16 protein-coding genes and 4 pseudogenes are annotated in these 21,030 nt (G+C 70.6%); 11 read left to right on the top strand and 9 right to left on the bottom strand.

Annotated features, from left to right (window positions below; all coding sequences use genetic code 11):
* Nucleotides 1-343 precede the first annotated feature (343 nt).
* The 3 genes and pseudogenes from IE308_RS00670 to IE308_RS00660 form a co-directional block, all read right to left on the bottom strand.
* Nucleotides 344-1,603, bottom strand: a complete 1,260-nt coding sequence (locus IE308_RS00670) for a nucleotide sugar dehydrogenase (protein WP_190216107.1) — start codon at nucleotides 1,601-1,603, stop codon at nucleotides 344-346.
* Between the two features lie 56 nt (nucleotides 1,604-1,659).
* Nucleotides 1,660-1,968, bottom strand: a complete 309-nt coding sequence (locus IE308_RS00665) for a hypothetical protein (RefSeq protein ID WP_190216106.1) — start codon at nucleotides 1,966-1,968, stop codon at nucleotides 1,660-1,662.
* 749 nt (nucleotides 1,969-2,717) lie between these two features.
* Nucleotides 2,718-3,260 (bottom strand): annotated as a pseudogene (locus tag IE308_RS00660) (LLM class flavin-dependent oxidoreductase); the annotation flags it as partial.
* Here IE308_RS00660 and IE308_RS00655 point away from each other — a divergent pair.
* From IE308_RS00655 to IE308_RS00645, 3 genes and pseudogenes are all read left to right on the top strand, one after another.
* Nucleotides 3,153-3,831 (top strand): annotated as a pseudogene (locus IE308_RS00655) (substrate-binding domain-containing protein). The pseudogenes IE308_RS00660 and IE308_RS00655 overlap by 108 nt on opposite strands.
* Before the next feature lie 651 nt (nucleotides 3,832-4,482).
* Entirely contained in the window at nucleotides 4,483-5,436 is a 954-nt protein-coding gene (locus IE308_RS00650) for a type II toxin-antitoxin system PemK/MazF family toxin (RefSeq protein ID WP_190216105.1), read from the top strand.
* 248 nt (nucleotides 5,437-5,684) lie between these two features.
* Nucleotides 5,685-6,218, top strand: a complete 534-nt coding sequence (locus IE308_RS00645) for a hypothetical protein (RefSeq protein WP_190216104.1) — start codon at nucleotides 5,685-5,687, stop codon at nucleotides 6,216-6,218.
* Between the two features lie 8 nt (nucleotides 6,219-6,226).
* On the opposite strand, the gene IE308_RS00640 is transcribed toward IE308_RS00645, so the two are convergent.
* Both IE308_RS00640 and IE308_RS00635 read right to left on the bottom strand, forming a co-directional pair.
* Nucleotides 6,227-7,035 (bottom strand): IS5 family transposase gene (locus IE308_RS00640; protein ID WP_190216103.1). Its coding sequence is split into 2 segments (ribosomal slippage): nucleotides 6,227-6,685 and nucleotides 6,688-7,035, totalling 807 coding nucleotides; the frame shifts between segments, so codons are not numbered across the junction.
* 151 nt (nucleotides 7,036-7,186) lie between these two features.
* Nucleotides 7,187-7,552 carry a DUF2750 domain-containing protein gene (locus IE308_RS00635; RefSeq protein WP_190216102.1) on the bottom strand — a complete coding sequence of 122 codons (366 nt, stop codon included), beginning with the start codon at nucleotides 7,550-7,552 and terminating at the stop codon, nucleotides 7,187-7,189.
* A gap of 133 nt (nucleotides 7,553-7,685) precedes the next feature.
* On the opposite strand from IE308_RS00635, the gene IE308_RS00630 reads away from it, so the two are divergent.
* Both IE308_RS00630 and IE308_RS00625 read left to right on the top strand, forming a co-directional pair.
* A complete protein-coding gene (locus IE308_RS00630; RefSeq protein WP_190216101.1) occupies nucleotides 7,686-8,195 on the top strand; it encodes a hypothetical protein in 510 nt (169 codons plus the stop codon).
* Nucleotides 8,196-8,527: 332 nt separating this feature from the next.
* Complete coding sequence (locus tag IE308_RS00625) at nucleotides 8,528-9,244, top strand: DUF1345 domain-containing protein (protein WP_190216100.1); 717 nt, start codon at nucleotides 8,528-8,530, stop codon at nucleotides 9,242-9,244.
* Between the two features lie 582 nt (nucleotides 9,245-9,826).
* Here the strand turns inward: IE308_RS00625 and IE308_RS00620 are convergent.
* A complete protein-coding gene (locus IE308_RS00620) occupies nucleotides 9,827-9,997 on the bottom strand; it encodes a hydrophobic protein (RefSeq protein WP_110635671.1) in 171 nt (56 codons plus the stop codon).
* Between the two features lie 398 nt (nucleotides 9,998-10,395).
* Between IE308_RS00620 and IE308_RS00615 the strand changes: the two genes are divergently transcribed.
* From IE308_RS00615 to IE308_RS00600, 4 genes are all read left to right on the top strand, one after another.
* Nucleotides 10,396-11,379 (top strand): hypothetical protein, encoded by a 984-nt coding sequence (locus IE308_RS00615; protein ID WP_190216099.1) that lies wholly within the window; start codon nucleotides 10,396-10,398, stop codon nucleotides 11,377-11,379.
* 186 nt (nucleotides 11,380-11,565) lie between these two features.
* Nucleotides 11,566-13,413 carry an HSP90 family protein gene (locus tag IE308_RS00610; protein WP_190216098.1) on the top strand — a complete coding sequence of 616 codons (1,848 nt, stop codon included), beginning with the start codon at nucleotides 11,566-11,568 and terminating at the stop codon, nucleotides 13,411-13,413.
* Nucleotides 13,414-13,415: 2 nt separating this feature from the next.
* Nucleotides 13,416-16,376 (top strand): hypothetical protein, encoded by a 2,961-nt coding sequence (locus IE308_RS00605; RefSeq protein ID WP_190216097.1) that lies wholly within the window; start codon nucleotides 13,416-13,418, stop codon nucleotides 16,374-16,376.
* A gap of 611 nt (nucleotides 16,377-16,987) precedes the next feature.
* Entirely contained in the window at nucleotides 16,988-17,347 is a 360-nt protein-coding gene (locus IE308_RS00600) for a hypothetical protein (protein WP_190216096.1), read from the top strand.
* Nucleotides 17,348-17,378: 31 nt separating this feature from the next.
* On the opposite strand, the pseudogene IE308_RS00595 reads toward IE308_RS00600, so the two are convergent.
* Nucleotides 17,379-17,486: pseudogene (locus IE308_RS00595) on the bottom strand (IS5/IS1182 family transposase); the annotation flags it as partial.
* 112 nt (nucleotides 17,487-17,598) lie between these two features.
* A pseudogene (locus IE308_RS00590) lies at nucleotides 17,599-18,198 on the bottom strand (pyridoxal-phosphate dependent enzyme); the annotation flags it as partial.
* A 116-nt stretch (nucleotides 18,199-18,314) separates the two neighbouring features.
* Between IE308_RS00590 and IE308_RS00585 the strand changes: the two are divergent.
* Together IE308_RS00585 and IE308_RS00580 are read left to right on the top strand one after the other, a co-directional pair.
* Nucleotides 18,315-18,578: a hypothetical protein gene (locus tag IE308_RS00585; RefSeq protein ID WP_190216095.1), complete on the top strand. Its 264-nt coding sequence runs from the start codon at nucleotides 18,315-18,317 to the stop codon at nucleotides 18,576-18,578.
* A 248-nt stretch (nucleotides 18,579-18,826) separates the two neighbouring features.
* Nucleotides 18,827-19,735: an ADP-ribosylglycohydrolase family protein gene (locus tag IE308_RS00580; protein WP_190216094.1), complete on the top strand. Its 909-nt coding sequence runs from the start codon at nucleotides 18,827-18,829 to the stop codon at nucleotides 19,733-19,735.
* Between the two features lie 154 nt (nucleotides 19,736-19,889).
* Here the strand turns inward: IE308_RS00580 and IE308_RS00575 are convergent, their stop codons facing one another.
* Nucleotides 19,890-20,627, bottom strand: a complete 738-nt coding sequence (locus IE308_RS00575) for a dienelactone hydrolase family protein (RefSeq protein ID WP_190216093.1) — start codon at nucleotides 20,625-20,627, stop codon at nucleotides 19,890-19,892.
* Nucleotides 20,628-21,030: the final 403 nt, after the last annotated feature.

Below are 21,030 nucleotides of genomic sequence, written 5' to 3'. Positions count from 1 at the left end.
GAGGTGGTGGACGGGGTGCGGCCCGTTTCGGGCCGCGACCGCGCAGGACGCACGCCTGCGCGGGGCTGTGGGCGCCGGTGCGAATTCCGGCGGAAAGGTGCCGAGCGGGTCGGTGGGACCGGACCGTGCGTCGGCGGACGGGGAAAGAAACCTGCGGCGCGATGAGAACCCCGTGCACGCACGTGCCGAAAGAGCTGCGCAGGGTGTGAGGGAATCGGAATCCCGTGACCCGTCCGGGAAGGGAGAGGAAAGTCGGCGAAACAAGCGAAGGAAGCGAAACAGTCGCGCGGGAATGACCTCTGGAATGCCGGGAGTGGAGAGAAAGACCCCGCGAGTGAGACGGTCAGAGATGCGTGACCCTGGCGCCCGTACTCTTTCCGCGGGTGTCGAACACGGCGCACGGGGCGTTGCCCAGTGTTTCGCGCGCGTAGCAGGCGTGGTCCTGCAGCAGGACCGCCACGTCCGCCTCGTCGAGGGCCGCCTGGAGATCCGTGGCGCGGGGCACGGGCCGGCCGCCCACCGTGAAGTGGGCCGCGTACGGGTCGTGGTACGTCACCTCGACCCCGGCCGCGAGGAGTCCCTCGGCCACCGGGCGTGCCGGTGTCTCCCGGACGTCGGCCACGTCGGCCTTGTAGGTGACGCCCAGCAGGAGCGCGCGGGCGCCCTCGGGTCCCTTTCGCGCCTCTCGAAGCAGCGACAGGGTCCGCTCCACGACATGCCGCGGCATGCGTGTGAGGACCTCGTCCGCGGCCGCGAGTATGCGGAAAGGGAAGCCCTGGGACTCCGCCCGGGCGGCCAGATAGCGGGGATCGACCGGGATGCAGTGCCCTCCGACACCGGGGCCGGGGACGAACGGTGCGAAGCCGAACGGCTTCGTCGCCGCACAGTGCAGGACGTCCCATACGTCGATGCCGGTGCGGTGGCAGAACAGCGCCACCTCGTCGACGAGGGCGATGTTGACGTACCGGTAGGTGTTCTCGAGCAGTTTGGCCATCTCGGCTTCCCGCGTACCGCGGGCGAGGACGAGGCGGTCCACGAACCGTCCGTAGAACGCGACGGCGTACTTGGCGCACAGCGCGGTGCACCCGCTGACGATTTTGGGGGTGTTGCGGACGTCCCACACCGGGTTGCCGGGGTCGATGCGCTGCGGGGAGTACGCGAGATGGAAGTCCTCGCCCGCGCGCAGTCCGCTGCCCCGCTCCAGGAGGGGTCTGACGACGTCTTCGGTGGTGCCGGGGTAGCTGGTGGACTCCAGGACGACGAGCGTCCCGGGTCGCAGGCGCGCCGCGACGACGCGCGCGGCGTCCTCCACCGCCGACAGGTCGGGCAGGCCCTGCGGGGTGAGCCCGGTGGGGACGCAGATCACGACGGTCTGCGCGCCGTCCAGGACCGTGGGGTCCGCCGTGGCGCGGAAGCCCGCGTCCAGCATGGCCGCGACCTCGGCGTCGAGGACGCCACCGACGTGCGAACGCCCCTCGGCCAGCCCGGACACCACCGCGCCGGACACGTCGTACCCGGCGGTGGTCAGGCCGGCCGAGACGGCGGCGCGGGCGAGAGGTAACCCGACGTGGCCGAGTCCCATGACGACGAGGTCGATGGTCATGCGCAGCGGTTCTCCTCGGTGTGCGGGACCGGAGGGGGGAGGGGGACAGGGGCGGTTCAAGCGGAGAAGCTGCCGCTGCCGGCGGCCACGTGAGAGCCGTGGTCCGGCGCGACGGTCAGACCGGGCGTGAGGCAGAACGGGTCGGCGTACACGGTGACCGGCCGGTCGGTGCGGTTGGTCAGCACGTGTGCGTCGGGGGGAAGCTTGTGGCAGCCGTGCGGGTCTTCGTAGACGGTCAGCGGCGACAGTTCCGTGCTGAACACCACGACCTCACCGGGCACCGCCGCCGCGGCCGTACCGGACGCTGCGGTCGCGGCGAGCAGCACACCGGCGGCCGTGAGCAGAACGGACCGGGAGCAACGCATAGGTGACCTCCTTCGGAATGCGTTTCGTGTGGTCATTCTTTTCGTGCCATAGGCCGCTTAACCGTCTGGGGTTTCGTATGCGCTCGAACCGGCGATGGCGTCAAACAGGGTTGACGTATCCGACGTGAGGATCGCGACGGCGGCGCCCTACTCGAAAAGACGCTCGGAAACACGATGTGCATCATTCCCGGCCACGCGCGTGGCTGAATATGACGCCCGTACGCACGTTCGCGGCAGACGCTGATATGTGCGACTCGGGATTCTCCGCCGGCCGTCAGCCCCGCGCTGACGGCAGGCGCCCGGAAAGGGCGCGGCGCAGGGCACGAACCGACAGACCGCGCAGTGCTCCGGCGCATGCGCGGCCACCCATCCATGGGTGCAGACTTTGGAGGCGTCCAGGACAACGGGATGGGGCAGCCTGGTCCACGGCGTGGCGGCTCGGCGGCGCCTCGGTCTGCACACTGGGCACCAGGCGCGGGTCGTCGGTCCTGTGGACCACGTAGTGGGGACCATGGGCCGGAGCCAGGAGCGGACGTGATCGGTGCAACTAAGGGTTGTCCCGTAACTGTGGTTTCGGGGCAGCCGCAGCCTCGTCAGGCGCTCGGCTTCCTCCACAGATGCCGCTCTTCAAGAGTTCCAAACCGCACATCTCCGCGTTCAAGGTCGACGAGGATGGGCCAGCAAGGGCAGAGGGAGGCTTCCGGAGAACCCGGTGTAGAGCGAGGCAGGGCCGCGGTCCTCGGTCGGCCTCAGCTCGCGAAGGGCACCTGTGCCGCCTGCTGTGGCCGGGGAGTGTGCGGGTGGTGCCACAGGCCCTGGGCCGCGAGTCGCGGCAGTACTCCCTCCCCGAACCAGTACGCCTCCTCCAGGTGCGGATAGCCGGAGAGCACGAACTCCTCGATGCCGAGGGCGTGATACTCCCGGATCCGTTCGGCGACCTCCTCGTGGCTGCCCACCAGCGCGGTGCCCGCACCGCCGCGGACCAGGCCGATGCCGGCCCAGAGATTGGGGTGGATCTCCAGACCGTCCCGGCTCCCTCCGTGCAAGGCGAGCATGCGCCGCTGCCCCTCCGACTCGCTGCGGGCCAGCCCCGCCTGCACGGATCGCACCGTCTGCGGGTCGAAGCCCGCCAGCAGACGGTCCGCCTCGGCCCACGCCTGTGCGGAGGTGTCGCGGGTGATGACGTGCAGCCGGATGCCGAAACGGACGGTACGGCCCTCCTTGCCGGCCAGTTCCCGGATCCATGCGATCTTCTCGGCGACCTGGGCGGGCGGCTCGCCCGACGTGAGGTGGTCGCCGCGCAGCAGACGGAGATCCACCGGGCCCTGACCGAGGGCGGCTTCGACCTCGGCCTGGTCAACCACCTCGAAGGGGACGACATGCCGGCCGCTCTGGAGTCGACGCAACTCCTGTACGGTCGGCCGGTGGTGTGCATGCGTCCCGACAGCCCGCTCGCCTCCCGCCCCGAGGTGACCGTGGACGACCTGCTGAGCCAGCCCCTCATCGCGAATGCGGTCCGGTTATGTCATGCACCGGTACGGGCTGCTGAACGGCCGTACCCCGTCCTTCCCGTACTCCACCGACGGGGCGGAGATGGGCAAGCTGATGGTGGCGGAGGGGCTCGGGGCCACGGTGCTGCCGGACTTCAGCGTCGTCGGGGATCCGCTGGAGCGGCTGGGCGCCATCACCTACCGGCCGCTGGCGGACGCCGGGACACGGGTGCTGCTGATGCTGCAACTGCGCAGGACCGCGTCCGTGCCGCGGGCGGCGCGCGTACTACGGGAGGAGTTCCTGCGCCGGGCACAGGAACTGGGCGGCACGCTGAGCCCGCCGGTGGGCTGGTCGCCCGACGGGGCGGACTGAGCGGCCCGTCCGGAGCCCAGCAACCGCGGGGACCTTCTTCGTCGCCGTCAACTGAAGCAGAACGCCATCGAGTGCCATCGAGTGCGTCGATGCGTTCGGGCGGGGGACGTGTCCGCCCGCGGACACGCAGGGCGGCGGGCCAACGGTCGACGACTCATGTGCGACCGTGGCCCGCGAAGGGCCGTCCCTGGCGCGGACGCCGTCCCGTTCGGGGACCCAGCTCACCGACGCAACCCGCGGCGCTCAACCGCGAGGTCGCTGCGCACGGGAGCAACGCCGCCTTCGCCGCGGGGCCGCGGGCCCGCTGGCAGGTCGGGACCGGACCATGTGCGGTGCCTTCCCCAAGCCGGTCAGAAAGCGGCTCCCGGAGCCGTTCCGCTTGAAGGGGGCTGGGCGTCGTGCTGGACTGCTTGCCGGGGGACGGGCTCGGGCGGTCCAGGCTTCTGGCGCTCCGGCCTGGCGCTCTGTTGCGATCCGTCCGTCATGGTCGCGTCCTTCAGGACTGGCGTGGGCGCGCCGGCAGAGGTCGTCGTTGCCAGCGGGCCGTGGGGCCGCATGCGTCGGGTCAACTGCTTGATGCTGACTGTGGGTTTCCCTGGCCACAGGCCAGGGGAGTACTGTCGGCGGCCGAACGGCCAGGGGGAGGTGTCTGTGCGGGAGACCATCGGGCGGCACCGCAGCGCGGCGTACGCCGTCCTGGCTGTCGCCCTGCTCGTCGCGTGGCTTCCCCTCACCAGCCTGACCGCGATGGCCCTGTTCGTCCTCGGCTACGACAAGAGCTACCAGGACGACGGCGACTTCGGGTTCTCTGATGTGCTGGACCTGGTCGGCGTCCTGCTGATCGCGCTCCTCATCGCTTATGCCCGTGCCCGTGCCCGTGCCCGTGCCCGTGCTCCGCAACCCGCCAAACCGGTCAGCCCCGGGGCCGCGAGGCCCGCGCCGGTGCCAGCGGGGAAGGGCAGCTCGGTGGGCATCCAAGGATGCCTGATGGTGGCCGAGTGCCTGGGCGGTGGGCTCCTGGCGGCAGCGACCGGCGCCGACCTCATTTCCTGCGCCCTTACCGGTGCCGCCGTGTCGCTGCTGGTCACAGGATTGCTCCTCGGCACCTGGATCCGCGCCCTGCCACGCCCCGCTGCGGCGCCGCAGCGCGGGGGCGCCGGATGGGGTTCGGTGCGCCCGCCACGAGGCGGCGCGGGTTTCGGATCCGTACGTCAGCCAAGCGGGCCCGCGTCCACGTCGCGTCAGGGTCCGGAGTCGGTGCCACCCGATCCCGGCATGTTCCGAGGGCGTCCTCCCGCGCCGGGCGACGTCTGGTTCGCCGAGCTTCCTTTCGACGACGGCACCGGCTCGAAGGACAGGCCATGTGTTGTGGTGCGCACCTTCCGCCATCACGCCCAGGTGCTCAAGGTCACCAGTGCGGACAAGAGCGGCCGCCCCGACTATGTCCGGATGCCGGTGGCTTCCTGGGACGGGACCGCCGTACGGGACAGCTGGCTTGAGCCAGCCCCGCTGCGCGAACTGTCCTACGAGGCGTTCCGGCGGCTTGCCGGGCCGTGCGACACCGGTGTCTGGGAGCAGGTGAAGCGCCGCCACGGCATTCGCTGAGCACATCGCACTCGGCGGGGGCGTCCTGTCCGCGTCACCTTCGAGGCTGACGACCCCGTTCATGGACGAGGGTGGATTTTCGGCAGCCACAACTCGTCCCCCACTAACCGCTCCACCAGATCCGCCAAACGCGGCCCAACGAGCGATCACGTCATCGGAAGGCGTCTAAGACGTCGTTTCTTATGGCGCTCTTGCGGTTATCGTGCCGGAGGGGGCCATCGTTGGGGTTGGGCAAGGGGTGGGGGCTCGTGGATGAGGCGTTTGACGCTGTGGGAACGGCGCTGTGTTGCGCCGCAGCCATCCGGCTGGGCGGAGCCGTGCAGGTACTGACCACGCGATCTGGCCTGCTTGACCACTACAGCCCGATCATGGCGGGGCTGGAGAACATCACAGCGTTTCTCGACGGTCAAGGGCTCGACGACGACTTGCTCGGCTCTGCGTTCGCCGAGAGCTGGTCCCTGGATGCCAGGTATCCGGCAGAGCTCGCCGGCCACGCCTTTGTCAAAGGATGGTCATCTCTGGTCTTCGGTACGGTGGTGCTGACCAGGCCGAAGCAACAGAACATTACGTCAGCGCAGACCATGGAGTTTGCCTCGAAGGCGGCGGCATCCTGGCCGACCGCCGTCCGTATCGGCTCCTTCGACAGCCTGCTCCGCTTCGAGGCAGGGTGCCAGCAAGAGGCGGAAGCCCGGATGCGGGAGGGCGGTCTTCCTGCTCTGTGGAAACTGACGGAAGATCGATCAAAGCAGTATCGCAAGACGATGGAACAGTTCATCGGATAACCAGCGTCTCAGCCTGCCAGTCTTCGGAAGCCGATGAGGGCTGCGGCTATGCCGACGAAGGCGAGGAAGTGCTCGGCCTTGCGTTCGTAGCGGCGGTGGAGCCTTCGGCAGCCGGCCAACCAGGACACGGTTCTCTCGACCACCCAGCGGTGCCGGCCCAGCCGTTGTGAGGACTCGATGCCCTTGCGGGCGATGCGAGGACGGATGCCCCGCTGGCGCAGCCGTCGCCGCAGGTGGTCGTAGTCGTAACCCTTGTCGGCGTGCAGTTTCGCCGGCTTCCGGCGCCGGGGTCCGCGGCGGGAGCGGATGGGCGGGATGCCCCGGACGAGCGGCTCCAGGCCCTGGCTGTCGTGCATGTTCGCGCCGGAGATGCCCAGGGACAGCGGCAGTCCGTTGCGGTCACAGATCAGGTGGATTTTCGATCCCAGTTTGCCGCGGTCGGTCGGATTCGGTCCCGTCAGTGGCCCCCTTTTGCGGCCCGCAGGCTGACGGAGTCGATCGCGCACCGAGACCAGTCCAGTTCGCCTCGCGCTCCGAGTTCGTCGAGGATCACGCGGTAGAGCCTGGCCCAGACCCGGTCCTGGCTCCACTGGGCGAACCGGCGGTAGACCGTGGGCCAGGCCGGGCCGAACACCGGCGGCAGCTGCCGCCAGGTGCAGCCCGACGTCGCTACGAAGATGATCGCAGCCAGGGCTTCGCGGTCACCTGCTCGGCGTCGGCCACCGCCCTGCGGGCGTATCACTTCAGTCGGTGGTACCACCCGCCTGAACAGCACCCACAACTCGTCCGGCACCAGTCGCTCCACGAGATCCGTCATGCACGGATCAACGAACTCTCACGCCATAAGAAACGACGTCTAAGGGCCCGCCTTGGCTCGTTCGCGGTGAGATAGGCATCAGGCGACACCGCGCAAAAGGACACTCAGCCCACCCTGGACACGGCCTCGCAGGACGCCCCGCGGCTAGACATCAGCGGTCGTACGGCGGCTCACCGAGCGCGTGCATGAGACGATTGACCACCTCCTCCACAGTGAAGTCCCATCCAGTCAGGCGTTGCCCACTCCAGTTAATCCCTACCCGGTAGTCTTCCTTTGCTAGATCCGGCAATGCCGCGCGTCGCCAATGATCCAACGGCATTGGAACAGGATGAAATTGAGGACCCCAAATCTGAGCACCACGCTGTGCACGGTCCTCTGTCGACCAATAGGGAAAGGCCGGTCGCCCAGAACTTGAGACGGGGGTCGGACTACCATCGTCGTCTCGGACCCACCAAACGCTGCGAGTTTGCACGATCTCTCGGAAGAAAGCCGCTGCCTGGGCCCCGCTTGCACTCACCTAAACCTCCTGAATCCTCACGCCTGTCCTGGGCGGTCTCGTCCAGGGTGCAGACGAAGTCCGCGGCCATGTCGTGCTTAGACGTCGTTTCTTATGGTGGCACTTGACGTGCGAGCTAAGGGACACTTCGGCGGTGCTGCTGACATGGATCGCCGAGGTGGCGGACGAACCCTTGGTCTTGGAACCCGCTGACCGGCGGGTGGAGTGGAAGACCAACACCTGGGGGCTGCGTGCGGAGGATGAGGACAGGAGGTCGTTGTCCGTCTCCGACGTGGTGGCCGCGTTCGAGCGGACTGCTTCAGCCATCCGGGTCCGCATCCGTGAGTTGGGTCTCGTCGGTGCGGCCACGTTCTACGTGTGGCACGACGAGCAGGGCGGGCAGCTCAGGTGCTCGACCGGGTCTGTACCCTCGGATGAGTTGCCGTTCAGCGGCGCCTACGTCCCCTCTGACGATCTTGAGTCGATCGTGGAGGCGTTCCTGGCCGACAGCGATCCCACTGGCATCGCTTGGGTGGACCTGGACGATGTGCAGGAGCAGTCGGAGCAATCGGAGCAGTCGGAGCAGTCGGAGCAGACCGCGGCCGAGCCGGAGATTGCACCCTTCCGCGTGTGGGTGAGCAGCGTCGGAGCGGCCTCACACTGACACACCCTTCCCGTCCACACGGACGAAGCGGCGGTGGCATATCAGGGCTGCGGCTATGCCGACGAAAGTGAGGAAGTGTTCCGCCTTGCGTTCGTAACGGCGGTGCAGGCGGCGAGATCCGGTCAGCCAGGACATCGTCCGCCCAACGGAGCACTACCAGCCAGATCATGACCCCTCCTGCTGTGCGGTCGTTGCCGGCCCGGCGCGCCGGACCGGGCTGCGGGGGAGGGCCGGACTCGGGGTAGATGCTGGAGGTGCCCGGTGGCCTGCATCGCTGAAGGACGCAGGCGTCGTGGCGCTGTCAGTGGCGGCAACCGGAGGGACCAGTCGGTATGGCACGTACGCGTGCGGAGGCGAGCACCAGGCATCCCCGGCACGAACGCAGGGGCGAAGTGCGGCTGCCGGCGGTCGTCGCGACGCTCGCCGCGATCGCCCTGTACCTGTTCCTGCCGCAACGGCTGCTGGTCGCTCCGCGCTACGTGCTGCCCGCCCTGGAGTGCCTGCTGCTCGTTCCGCTGATCGCGATCAACCCGAAGCGTCTGACCCGGCAGACGAAGGCGTTCCGGGTGCTGTCCCTCACGCTCGTGGCGATGATCGCCGTCAGCAACCTGGTGGCGCTGGTCATCCTGATCCACGAGCTGGTGTACGCCGGGGTGAAGGACGGCCGGGCCTTGCTGGTGGCGGCACTGCAGGTGTGGCTCACCAACATCATCGTCTTCGGCCTGGCCTACTGGGAGCTGGACCGCGGCGGCCCGGTCAGTCGCACCCAGGTGCCCCGCTCCGCCCTGCCCCTGGCGGATTTCCGTTTCTCGCAGGACGAGAATGACGACGCCATCCAGGAAGTGGCCGACGGTGCCAGCGGCACGTCGGACTGGGTCCCCACCCTCGTGGACTACCTCTACGTCTCCGTCACCAACTCGACGGCGTTCAGCCCGACGGACACGATGCCGCTGTCGACTCGCGCGAAACTCCTGATGAGCATCCAGAGCGTCTCCGCCCTGCTCACCTCGCTGCTTGTGATCGCGCGGGCCGTCAGCATCCTGCACTGACCGGCCGCGTGGCTCAGCCCCGGCCGGGTCGGCGCCGAGCAGCCGCGCGTCCAGTCGCCGCGCTCGGCGCCCTCGCCACCCTCGGCCTGGTCACTTCCGGCGGCCGCGCGTACGTCGACGCCGTCACCGCTGTACGGCCGGACGCTCTGCGCCCCCCAGCCGGATGCCGTGGCATCGGCGAGCAGTGCTCCAGCCACGTCCAGTGTGGTCGTGGCGGGCGGTGGTTGTGTCGACTTGGCTGCGGCCGGGCCGACCTGCTGAGTCGCACGCGGCCTGGGAGCGTCGGGCAAGGCTGCAGCCGGCGCCGTCGTCGCTCCCTCCAATTGGCCGCACGCCGGGACCAAGGGACCGGTGTTCCGTGCGCGCAGCGGCCCCGCAGACAGGAGGAGCAGGGTTCCACTGCTGGGACTGCGGGGCCGGTGCATGGCTCATGTACCCGGCGGTGCGTCCGATACGCCCGATCTCTCCTAACGGCTGCAGAAGGACGGGTACTTACACGGATGGGGGGCCCGGCCGTTATCCGGCCGGGCCCCCCATCACCGCGTGCGCATGGCGTGCGCTCTCGCGTCGGACGCTACTCCTCTACCAGCGGTACCAGCGGCCCTTTCGGCCCGCGCCGTCCGCGGAACGGACGACGAAGCCCAGCAGCCACACGATCAGCACGAACACCGCGATCCACCACAGTGCCTTCAGCGCGAAACCCGCACCGAAGAGGACCAGAGCCAGCAGTAGAACCAGAAGCAGGGGAACCATCGTTATCAACCTCCTGGCCAACGGATGCCCTTACTTCAGCCCTACAAGCACACAAATTATGAGTTACTTCTACGAAGTGCGGGGCATATGCACGCGGCGCGCTATGCAGCGTTCCCCGGGTCCCGCCCCGCACGCACCACAACCAGGCAGCACGGTGTCGTCCCTTAGCTCGGTGAAGCACAGCACGGACACGGTGAAGGGGCAGGCCGGCTTTCGACATCCCAAGCCCAGCTCGGGGAGGTGAAGGGTTGCGGGCGGCTGTCGTCAGACGAACCCGCCGGGCGCGGGTTCGGGTCCGCGCGCTGCCGTGGAAATCCGGTGGAGGCGCTGTCAGTGGCACCGTTTATGCTGCGTCGCACGATCACGCGAGATCATCAGGATCACGGGGAGGGCGCGGCATGTTCGGCAGGCTGTTCGGCAGAGGCGGGGAGAGGCCGGCGGCGGATCCGTACGCGCTCCCCACCCCGAGGCGCAAGGGCGGGGTCTACCGGCTCCAGGCCCTCGGGGACGCCCGGGTGCTGGCGCTGGTGCAGGCCGCCGAGGCGGGTGACTGGGAGGCGGTGAAGGAGGCCGCCCTCCCCTTCGACCTTGGCCGGGAGCATCAGGTGTTGGCCGAGGTCGCCGAGGTGGCCGGTGTGCAGGAGTGGATCGGTCGGGCGGTCGAGGAGGACAAGGAGCACCGGGCGCTGGCCCTGCTGATCTCGGGATCCCGCCACGTCGTCTGGGGCTGGGAAGCCCGCACCTCGGCGCGGGCCGTGGACGTCTCGCAGGAGCAGTGGCGCGTCTTCCACGAGCGGCTGCACATCGCGGAGGAGCAGCTCCTGGAGGCGGCCGAGTTGTGCCCGGAGTGGATATCGCCCTGGCGTCGCCTCCTGACCTCCGGGCGCGGCATGTCGCTGGGTCCCGCTGTCACCGAGGCCCGGCTCGACGCCGCGCTGCGGCGAGACCCTCTTGACCTGGGGGTCCATATGGAGTGGTTGTCGCAGCTTCAGCCCCGGTGGGGCGGAGAGCCCGGCCAGGCCCTGGCGTTCGCCCGTGAGGCGTTCGCCGGCGCGCCCGACGGTCATCGGCTCGGATGTGTGCTCCCGATGGCGCACATCGAGGAGTGGGTGGAGTCGGACCGTATGGACCACCTCGAGAACCCGCAGGTGCGGGAGGAGTTGCGGCTGGCGGCGGACCGCAGCATCTTCCACCCGGCCTACGAGCGGCGCCTGGGGTGGCAGGAGGACTTCAACATCTTCGCCATGGCCCTGTCGCTCGCCGGCGAGAAGCCTGCCGCCCGGCGCGTCTACCGCGAACTGGACGGCGCCTTCACCCCGTGGCCGTGGAAGTACATCTCGCAGCCGGAGGCGATGTACGCCCGTTTCCGGCGCCGCGTCTGATCCCGATCCCGCGCCGGTCCCGCTGCCGCATCCGACCCCGCTCCCGCCTCTGGTCCCGCTGCCGCGTCTGGTCCCGCTCCTGCGTCTGGTCCTGCTGCCGCATCCGGTCCCGCTCTGAACCGGGGTCCCGCTGCCGCACCTGATCCCCCTTCGTCCTTTGCCGTTCACCGCACCCCGGACTGCCCGATGACTTTGCCCGACACCACCTCCAGCCCGCTCGGCGCCGACCGTACCTTCCAGGTCGATCTGCGCGGCCTCGTCGATCTCCTCTCCCACCACCTGTACTCCAGCCCCCGTGTCTACCTGCGCGAACTGCTGCAGAACGCGGTGGACGCGCTGACCGCCCGGCAGCGGCTCGCACCGGCCGGTGAAACCGCCGGTCTCGGTATCCGCCTGTACGCCGACAACACCGTGGTCCGTGTCGAGGACGACGGCGTGGGTCTCACCGAGGCCGATGTGCACAGCTTCCTCGCCACGATCGGCCGCAGCAGCAAGCGCGCCGAGGGGATCGCCCAGCAACGGGCCGACTTCATCGGCCAGTTCGGCATCGGCCTGCTGTCCTGTTTCCTGGTCGCGGACGAGATCCACGTACTGAGCCGCTCCGCCCGTACTCCCGACGCCCCGGCCGTGGAATGGCGGGGGCGCGGCGACGGCAGTTACACCGTGCGCACCCTGCCCTCCTCCGCCCGCTCCGGGCCCGGTACGACGGTGACGCTGACGCCGCGCGCCGACGCGGCCGAGTGGACGCGGGCGCAGCAGGTGCACGCGCTGGCCCGGCATTTCGGCTCGCTGCTGCGTCATCCGGTGACCTTCGACGACGGCTCCGGCGCACCCGCTGTGCCGGTCAACCCCGAGCCCGCCCCGTGGGCGCGCGCCTACCCCACGCCGGGGGCCCGTTCCCGCGCGCTGGCGGCGTACGGGGAGGAGGTCTTCGGATTCGTTCCGCTGGACACCATCGAGCTGGACCTTCCGGCGGTGGGTCTTAAGGGCATCGCGTGCGTGCTGCCCGATACGGTCCCGGCCGGGCGCCGCCACGGGCATCGCGTACACGTCAAGGGCATGCTGCTGTCGGAGCAGGCCGAGGAGATCCTGCCCGAGTGGGCGTTCTTCGCGCGCTGCGTCGTGGACGCCGAGAGCCTGCGTCCGACCGCGTCGCGTGAGTCCCTGTACGAGGACGACACCCTGGCCGCCGTACGCGATGCCCTCGCGGAGCGGCTGCGGGCGTGGATCGCCCGGGCCGCCGCCAGCGACCCGGACCTGCTCGGCCGGTTCCTGCAGGCTCACCACCTGGCAGTGAAGTCGCTCGCCGTGCACGACGACGAGATCCTGCGGATGCTGCTGCCCTGGCTGCCGTTCGAGACCACCGACGGGCACACCACTCTCGACGAGTTCGCGCGCACTCACCGCACCGTGCTGGTGACCTCCAGCGTGGAGGAGTTCCGGCAGGTAGCGGCGATCGCGTCGGCCGCGGGGCTCGGCGTGGTCAACGGGGGCTACACCTACGACCGTGAGCTCGTCCACCGGCTGCCCGAGATCCGGCCCGAGGCCACCGTCGCGGATCTGGACCCGGAGACACTGACCGCCCACCTCGACCCCGTCGACCGGGAGACGGAACTGGCCGCCGCGGCCTACCTCGCCCAGGCCCGCGACGCGCTCGCCGTGTTCGACTGCGACGTGGCGCTGCGCACCTTCCAGCCGGCCTCCGCACCCGCCCTCCTCGTCGACAGCCGCGAGGCACGGCACGAACGCACCCGCTCCCAGCTCGCCCGTGAGCAGCAGGGCGGGGTGTGGGGGGACATCCTCGGCGCCCTGCGCCAGGAGGCCCCGCGAGCCCAGCTGATCCTCAACCAGCTCAACCCGCTCGTGCGCACCGCAGTCACCATCGACGAGCCCGAGCTGGCCCGCACCAGCGCCGAGGCTCTCTACGGGCAGGCCGCGATGCTGTCCCGGCGTCCGCTCAGGCCCGCCGAGTCGAGCCTGATCAACCGTTCCTTCCTCGACCTCCTCGCCCACGCCCTCCGCAAGGACAGCTGACGATGCCCACCGCACCCCAGACCACCGACGAGCTGTACCGGGCGCTGCAGGAGAACGACCGGCGCCCCTACGGCCGCACCCGTACCGTGACGGCCGAGGAACTGGTCGACGCCGCCGAGCAGTTCGGCGAGCCGGTCCCGCTGATCCACGCGCTTCTGGAACTGCAGGAGGCGTACACGTACGGCTCCGAGCCGCGCAAGTCGCCCGTCGTCTTCGCCCGCCTGCTCACGCTCTTCGACGAGCAGCCCGACGTCTTCGATGAGCGCCTGCGCCATCTGCTGTTCTGGCGGTTCAAGTGGGTCTCCAACGCGCTGCGTCAGCTGCCGGAGATACCGCTGGCCAGTCTGCGCCAGTGGCTGGCGGAGATGCGCGACCGCTACGAGAAGGCCGGGCTGGCGCTGCAGCCCTACTACGGTCAGGTGTATCAGCTGGCCGCCCACGTGGGTGAGGACACCGCCCTGGCGTACGAGCTGTGGGCGGGCCGCGCCCGCACCCGGCTCAGCGACTGCGAGGCCTGCGAGATCTGCGAGCGTGCCCGGTACCACCTCGTCGCCGGTGACGACGAGCGGGCGCTGCGCGTCTGGGAGCCGGTCCTCGCGGGCAAGGAGTCCTGCCAGGAGGAACCGGCCCGGTCCGTGTCGTACGCGCTGCTGCCCCTGCTGCGCACCGGCCGGAGCGAGCGGGCCCGTGAACTGCACCTGGCGGGGTACCGCGCCTGCCGCCGCAACCCCGCCATGTCCGGGGAGGTGGGGCGGCAACTGGAGTTCTGCGCGCTGACCGGTAACGAGGCGCGCGGTCTGGAGCTGCTCGCCGAGAACCGGAACCTGTTCGACGAGGTCGACTCGCCGCTGGACCAGTTCGACTTCCTCACCGGTGTGGAGGTGCTCCTCACCCGCGTCGAGCAGCTCGGCCACGGTGAGCTGCCGGCCGCCGGGTGGGCGGGCCGCAACTGGACGGTGGCCGGGCTGCGCGCGGAGGTGGGCAGACGTGCCGACGATCTCGCCGCCCGCTTCGACGCCCGCAACGGCACCACGGCGCACGCCGACCGCCGCAGGGCCCGCCTGGAGCGTGCTCCACTGCTGGACGCGCTGGAGCTGACCCTGCGCACCCGCAGCCTCGACGACGTCGCCCCGGCCGCCCCGGCTGCCGTGCCCGCCTCCCGCACGGCCGACGCAGTGCCCGAGTCGCTGCCGGAACTCATCCTGCGTGCACGCGCGTTGGAGGAGCAGGGACATCCGGACGCACGGCTGCTGTGGGCGCGTCTGCGGACGCTCGTGGCGGCCGGCGACTACGCACACCCCGACGATGCCGCCGTGGGTCCGCTCGTGCTGTTGCGCGGGGATCTGCTGGCCGACGAGGCGGACCGGGCGGGCCAGAAGGACGAGTTCGCCGAGGCCGCCGTCCTGCACGAGGAGGCCGCGGCACTGTATGACGACGCCGGGGCACCAGGGCAGGCGGCGCTCTCCCGGGCCTGCGCCCTGCTGGCCCGGGCCCAGCTGGCGCCGGACACCGGCACGGGAGCGGAGGCGGATGCGGACGCGGGCGGGGTCGAGGCGAAGGCCGCGGCGCTGAGCGACGCCCACGCCGGCATGGTCCGGCTGCATGAGCAGGCGACGGACTTGGCCCCGTATGTGGAGGCCCGGCTGCTGCGACTGCGCGCGACGGTACTGGGGCTGCGGTTGCAGACCACGCGGAACGAGGAGCACGCCGCGCCGGTCCTGGCCGAGGCGGACCGGCTGCACGCGTTCGCCGTGCGGCACGACATCGCGACGCAGATCTCCGGTGCCCTGCTGCTGCGCGTCAGCACCCACGCCCTCACCGGTGACCTGCCGGGCGCGGTCGCCGGGATCGACGAGCTCCTCGAACGGCTGAGGGCGCACGGGCCGGCCTGGCACCTGCCCCGCACGCTGGGCCTGCGCGGCCGCCTCCAGTTGGGTCTGCACGACGCGCAGGCCGCGTACGCGGACCTCACCGAGGGTCTGCGGCTGGCCGCCGACTGGCCGGCCCACACGGCCGACACCGGCCGCCTGCACGGTGACCTGGCCGAGGCCTGCATGCACCTGGGCCGTCCCGAGGAGGCGCTGCGGCACCTGAGCCGCGCGGCGGAGGTGCAGCTGCGTCACGGCAGCCGCATGGAGGCGCTGTGCACCTACAGCAACGCGGCGCGGCTCAGCCTCGACCTGGGGCACATCGAGGACAGCATCGCCCTGCTCGACTCGCTGCTGGCCGAACCGGACGTCGCCGCAGGCGAGTTGGACGACCGGCTCACCGCCCAGCTGCGGCTGACCCGGGCCCGCGCGCTGCACGCGGGCGAGGACCTCAAGGCGGCCACGGCGGAGTTCGTCGCTCTCGCCGCCGAGTCGTCGGCCTGGGACGACGATCCCGGCAGCCATGCCGTGATCGCCGGGGAGACGGCCGTACTCCTCGCGGAATCAGGTGAGTTCGCCCGGGCCCGCGAGGCCGCAGACCAGGCGATCGCCGCGCACGCCCGGGCGCCGCGCTACGAGCAGCTCAGCAACTGCCTGCGCGAGCTCGCCCGGCTGCAGGCCAAGCAACAGGGCCCCGACGGGCTGTCCGACGCGCTCGGCTTCCTGACGGACGCCGGACGCATCGCCGACGAGGCCCGAGCCGCCGGGTTCGAGGCCGCCGGCCGCCCCCTGGACATCGCGCTGGCCTATGAGCACGGCCGGGTCCACGCGTACGCGGGCACGTACGAGGAGGCGCTCGCCGCTCTGGAGAAGGGTCTGTCGCTGCTGGGCGACACGGGGCCGCAGGGCGAGCACGCCGGTGAGTGGGCCGAGTGCGTGCGTCTCGCGGCCGCGGTGGAGGGCATCTACCTGGAACGCCCCGCCCCCGCTCTCGCCCGCCTGGATGAGGCCGTCACCCGGCTGACCGCCCTGGGCCACACCGAGGAGGCCGAGCCGCTGACCTCACTGGCCGCGCAACTGCGGGACGAGGCCTGACGCAACGACGCGCGGGGCCGGGGGCTGGACGACCGCCCCCGGCCCCGGAGGCGGACCGGCGTGCGCCGGGCCGGAGGCGGGGCGGCTGGACCTGGGAGCGCCGCCACGGTGACCGTCCGGCCCCGGAGATTCCGGGGGACGCGAACGACACGCTGAACGGCCGGATGGCCGGCGCCGGCCAGCGGATAGCCAGGTGGCCACGTAGAGGCAGCTCTTGCAATGTTGTCCGGCACGAGCCAAGTGGCCGGGTCCTGGTCTGCTCTCTGCCGGTTGGAGCGGACGGTGACCGCTTCCAGGTGCCGGTCGTCGTCGAGGAGGTCGGCGTAGGCGACACGCCGCCCCCGGGGCTTCTACGGCACCGTCACTGCAGCAGCTACCTGCTGATGACTCCGCCCGTGAGATTCCGGACAGTGCTCTTTACGGCGAGCGGCCAAGGTGCACCGCTCAATGCGGTGTGGAGCGGGGCTGTCAGTGCGCACCGAGCAGAGTTGAACATGTTCAACTTTCGTGACAGCGTGAGCCTTGACGAAGCAACCAGGGATTGACGTACGCAAGGGGGAGTTATGCGTAATGAACGAGGGAGAGTCGCTGCGGGGTTGCGTGGAGTGGTCTTGGCGGTCGCGGTGTTGACGCTGGCCACGGGGTGCATCTGGCAGCCACAGACACTGGCTCGGGCCGACATCATAGGCACCTGGACCGAGGGCGATACCGGGACCGTGCTCTTCAAGGACGACGGCACCGTCGTCGTAACCAACCTTGCCAAGTTCAACAATGACGGCGACAAGGTGTCGGAGTGCAGCGGCACCGGCGAGTGGGGCGCGTATCCCGACGACAAGGAAGCGGAGCAGGTGTGGATCACCGTCTGCGACGGCAACCCGTGGGAGTTCGGCGGCTCGAAGGCGCATCCGACGATGCGGCGCAGCGTGGGAGATCCTGATAACGGGGACTACCAAACCCTCAGCCGCAAGTAGCGGAAGCCGCCCGGCGCGTCCAGCCCGCCATCCAGGTGCACCCAGAGGTGGCCACGAAGATGATCGCAGCCAGCACCTCCCGATTCCCGTGGCGACGCCAGCCACGGCCCTGAGGACGTTCCGGCGCCGGCGGCACCACGCGTTCGAACCCGCCGGACCCGTAGGTGGACTGCGGTCACCTCGCTGCCGGTGAGGTCCGAGGCGAAAGCGGCGGCGACGGCGGCGGGGTCGGGGAGTGCGCCGACGTCGACGCCCAGAACGCGGTCGGCTCCGAGGGCGGCGACCAGGCCCGCCATCGTGCCGCCGGAGCCGAGGGCGGTGACGACGTGCCGGACGTCGGGCCGCTGGGCGAGGATCTCCTCGCCCGCCTCCCGGTAGCCCCGGGCGCCCAGCGGGCCGGATCCGCCGAAGGGCACCAGGTACGGCACGGCGCCCTCGTGGCGCAGCTCGGCGCACGTCTTCTCTGCCTGCCCGGCCAGTTCGGCGGGCGCGGCGTCACCTGCCCACACGACGCGCGCGGCGAGGGCGGCGTCCAGCAGCAGGTTCCCCGCGGGCCGGTCCGGGCGCCCGGAGCCGGGCAACACCAGCACCACGTTCAGGCCCGCTCGGGCGCCCGCGGCGGCGGTGAGCCGGGCGTGGTTGCTCTGCGGCCCGCCCGTGGTGACCAGGGTGTCCGCGCCGCACCGCAGGGCGTCCGCGATCAGCCACTCCAGCTTGCGGACCTTGTTGCCACCCCCGCCGAGACCGGTCAGGTCGTCCCGCTTGATCCACAGATCGCCGGCGGCCAGGCCGATCTCTGCGGCCAGCCGGGGAGCCGCCTCCATCGGCGTGGGCCACGCCGCCAACGTCACCTTCTCCACCACGAACTCCCTCACCAGTGTCGCAACAAAGCGCGCGGCATGATCTCATCCAGCGCGCCGAGCTGCTCAGAACCGGCTCATGGGCAGTTCGCGCCTACCGTAGGCGCGTGAACGATATCGACACCGAAACCCTTGGCTGGGAGCTCATCGGCTGGGACAGCGACGAGCAAGCCGCTCATGTCACTGACCTGACCCAAGCCGAGATCCTGAGCATCAGGGACCTGTTCCCCGGCCGCGACGACGACTTTCTTGAGACCGCGGTCTACGAAGTTCCGCCCACGCTGTACTCGGCGATGCGCAGTGCCATCCCGCGCCTGGAGTTCCGTGAGGGGCTGGAGTACCAGATCGGTGGCTTCCGCCTGTCAGTCTGAGCTTGCCGGTACCGACGGACCGCCACCCGCTACGACGTCGGACGCGTCCTCACCACCGGCAAGTCCTACACCCGACCCGCACACCACAAGGTCGGCACGGAGCCCCGCCGTTCTTCGAGCCTGGCGGGCGGCCGGGGCCGGGCCGGATGGGTTTCGGTGCACCGGCCGGAGAGCCCGTGTCCAGGCCGGAAGCCCGGCAGCCCCGAAACCGGAGTGCAGGAGAGCCACCGCGCTGCGATACTGCGCCGATGATCAACGTGCCTACCACTGTGCTGGATTCGTTGCACGGGCTCGCGTTCGGCGACGCCTTCGGCGACCGCTGGTTCGGCATCCTGCGCAGGCATGGCGCGGCGGCCCTGGAGGCTCGGACGCTGCCCCCGGAACCGCAGTGGCGATGGAGCGACGACACCGCCCAAGCGCTGGTTCTCGTCCGGGAACTCGTCGAGGGCGGGGGCATCGTCGACCAGGACCGCCTGGCCCTGCGCCTCGCGGCGGCCTACGCCGAGGACACACACCGCGGCTATGGAGCCTCGATGCATGACGTGCTGCGCCGGATCGATGCGGGCGAGCCCTGGCAGGAGGTGGTCGCCGGGCAGTTCGGCGGCCAGGGCTCCTGGGGCAACGGCGCGGCCATGCGCGTCGCCCCGCTCGGTGCCTGGCACAGCGCCGACCTCGATGTGGTCGCTGAGCAGGCCGCCCGCCAGAGTACGGTCTCGCACCACCACCCGGAGGCGGTCACCGGAGCGGTGGCGGTCGCCCTGGCCGCGGCGCTGGCGACCCGCAGCCGGGGCGGGCCCACCCCGGCCAGACCGGACTTCCTTCACGCAGTCGCCGAACGACTCCCCGACAGCGACGTCCGCTCGGGAGTGCGGATCGCGGCCCGGATGCCGGAGCGCACCTCGGTTCGGCACGCCGCGGAGGTCCTGGGCTCCGGCTATCGCATGTCAGGACCCGACACCGTCCCCTACGCCCTGTGGTGCGCGGCGGGGCACCTCGACGACCTGCACGAGGGCCTGTGGGTCACAGTCGCCGGGCGCGGCGACATCGACACCACCTGCGCCATCGCGGGCGGGGTCATCGCCGCCCGCACCGGGGTCGCCGCCCTTCCTCCCGCATGGCACGAGGCCCGTGAACCGCTGCCCCCGGTCGTGGCGTAGTAAGACCTCCTACCGGGATGAGGTCAGGCGCCGCCGGCGTCCGTGCCGAGTTCGGGGCCCGGACGTCATCGGCTCAGCCGCTGTGGCGGACTCCAGGCGAGGGACGGTCATTGCCCGACGCCGACCAGGCTCGGCGCCAGCATGCCGAGCTGGGTCATGCCCCTAGGTCCTTCGTCACGGGCAGGCACTCGGCGAGCAGGCCGACGACGTCGTGCCAGGCGCGCTGGGCGTGCTGGGGGTGGTAGGCGACGCCGGGGACTGTGGGATGGTCGACCGGTGGGTGGTGGAAGGCGTGCAGGGCGCCGCCGTAGACCGTGAGGCGCCAGTCGACGCCCGCGGCCTGCATCTCGGCGGTGAACGCGTTCCGTTGCGCGGGCGGCATGATCGGGTCTTCCGACCCGACCCCGGCCCACACCGGGCAGCGAATACGCGCTGCCTCACCAGGCCGACCCGTGGTCAGGCCGTTGACGGTCGCGATCGCGCGCAGGTTGACGCCGTCACGCCCGAGTTCCAGCCCGACCGCGCCCCCGGTGCCGTAGCCGACGGCGGCGATCCGGTCGGGGTCGGTCCGCGGTTCGGCGCGCAGCACATCGAGTGCCGCACGGCCGATGCCCCGCATCCGGTCGGGGGCGGCGAGCAGCGGCATGCAACGGGCCAGCATCTCCTCGGGATTGCCCAAGTAGCGCCCACCGTGCAGGTCGAAGGCCAGCGCCACGTATCCCAGCTCGGCGAGAGCATCGGCCCGGCGGCGTTCGACGTCGCTGAGTCCCATGCCCTCCGGCCCGAGCAGCACCGCGGGCCGGCGGTCGGCACCGGCGGGGAGCGCGAGGTGCCCGATCATCGTCAAACCGTCGGCCGGGTACTGCACCGTACGCGTCGTGATCGTCGTCATGAAACTGGACTGTAGTGATCGTCGAGCCCGGTCCAGTCGGTGTTCTGCCACTGGCAGAACAGTGTGCCTCTCGCGGCTGCCCCACCCGGCGGAGAACCGGCCGACCCGTCCACGGACGCACCGCGCTGGGCAGGACCAGGGCGCGCCACCGCCGCTGCGGTCGGCCGGTTGCGGACGCCCCGGCTGTTGCGGCTTAGTAACCGGCAGCAGCGGGCGCCGGTCCGGACCCACGTCCCTCATGTGCCCTTGGGCTCTGGGGAGGTGCTGGTGAGGCAGGCAGTGCCCCCGGTCGTCCGTGAGCGGGCTCGCGCCAGGAGATGGCAGGCCGAGCCGGGGGAGAAGGGATCTCCAGCCGCTGCTCGTCCTTCATCCGACGCCGGTTGGCGAGCACGGGCCCGCACGG

It is taken from the genome of Streptomyces griseosporeus, assembly GCF_014656055.1.
GTDB classification, from domain to species: domain Bacteria; phylum Actinomycetota; class Actinomycetes; order Streptomycetales; family Streptomycetaceae; genus Streptomyces; species Streptomyces griseosporeus.
Note: the sequence above shows the minus strand (reverse complement) of the source record. Positions and strands in the feature narration are given on the sequence as shown.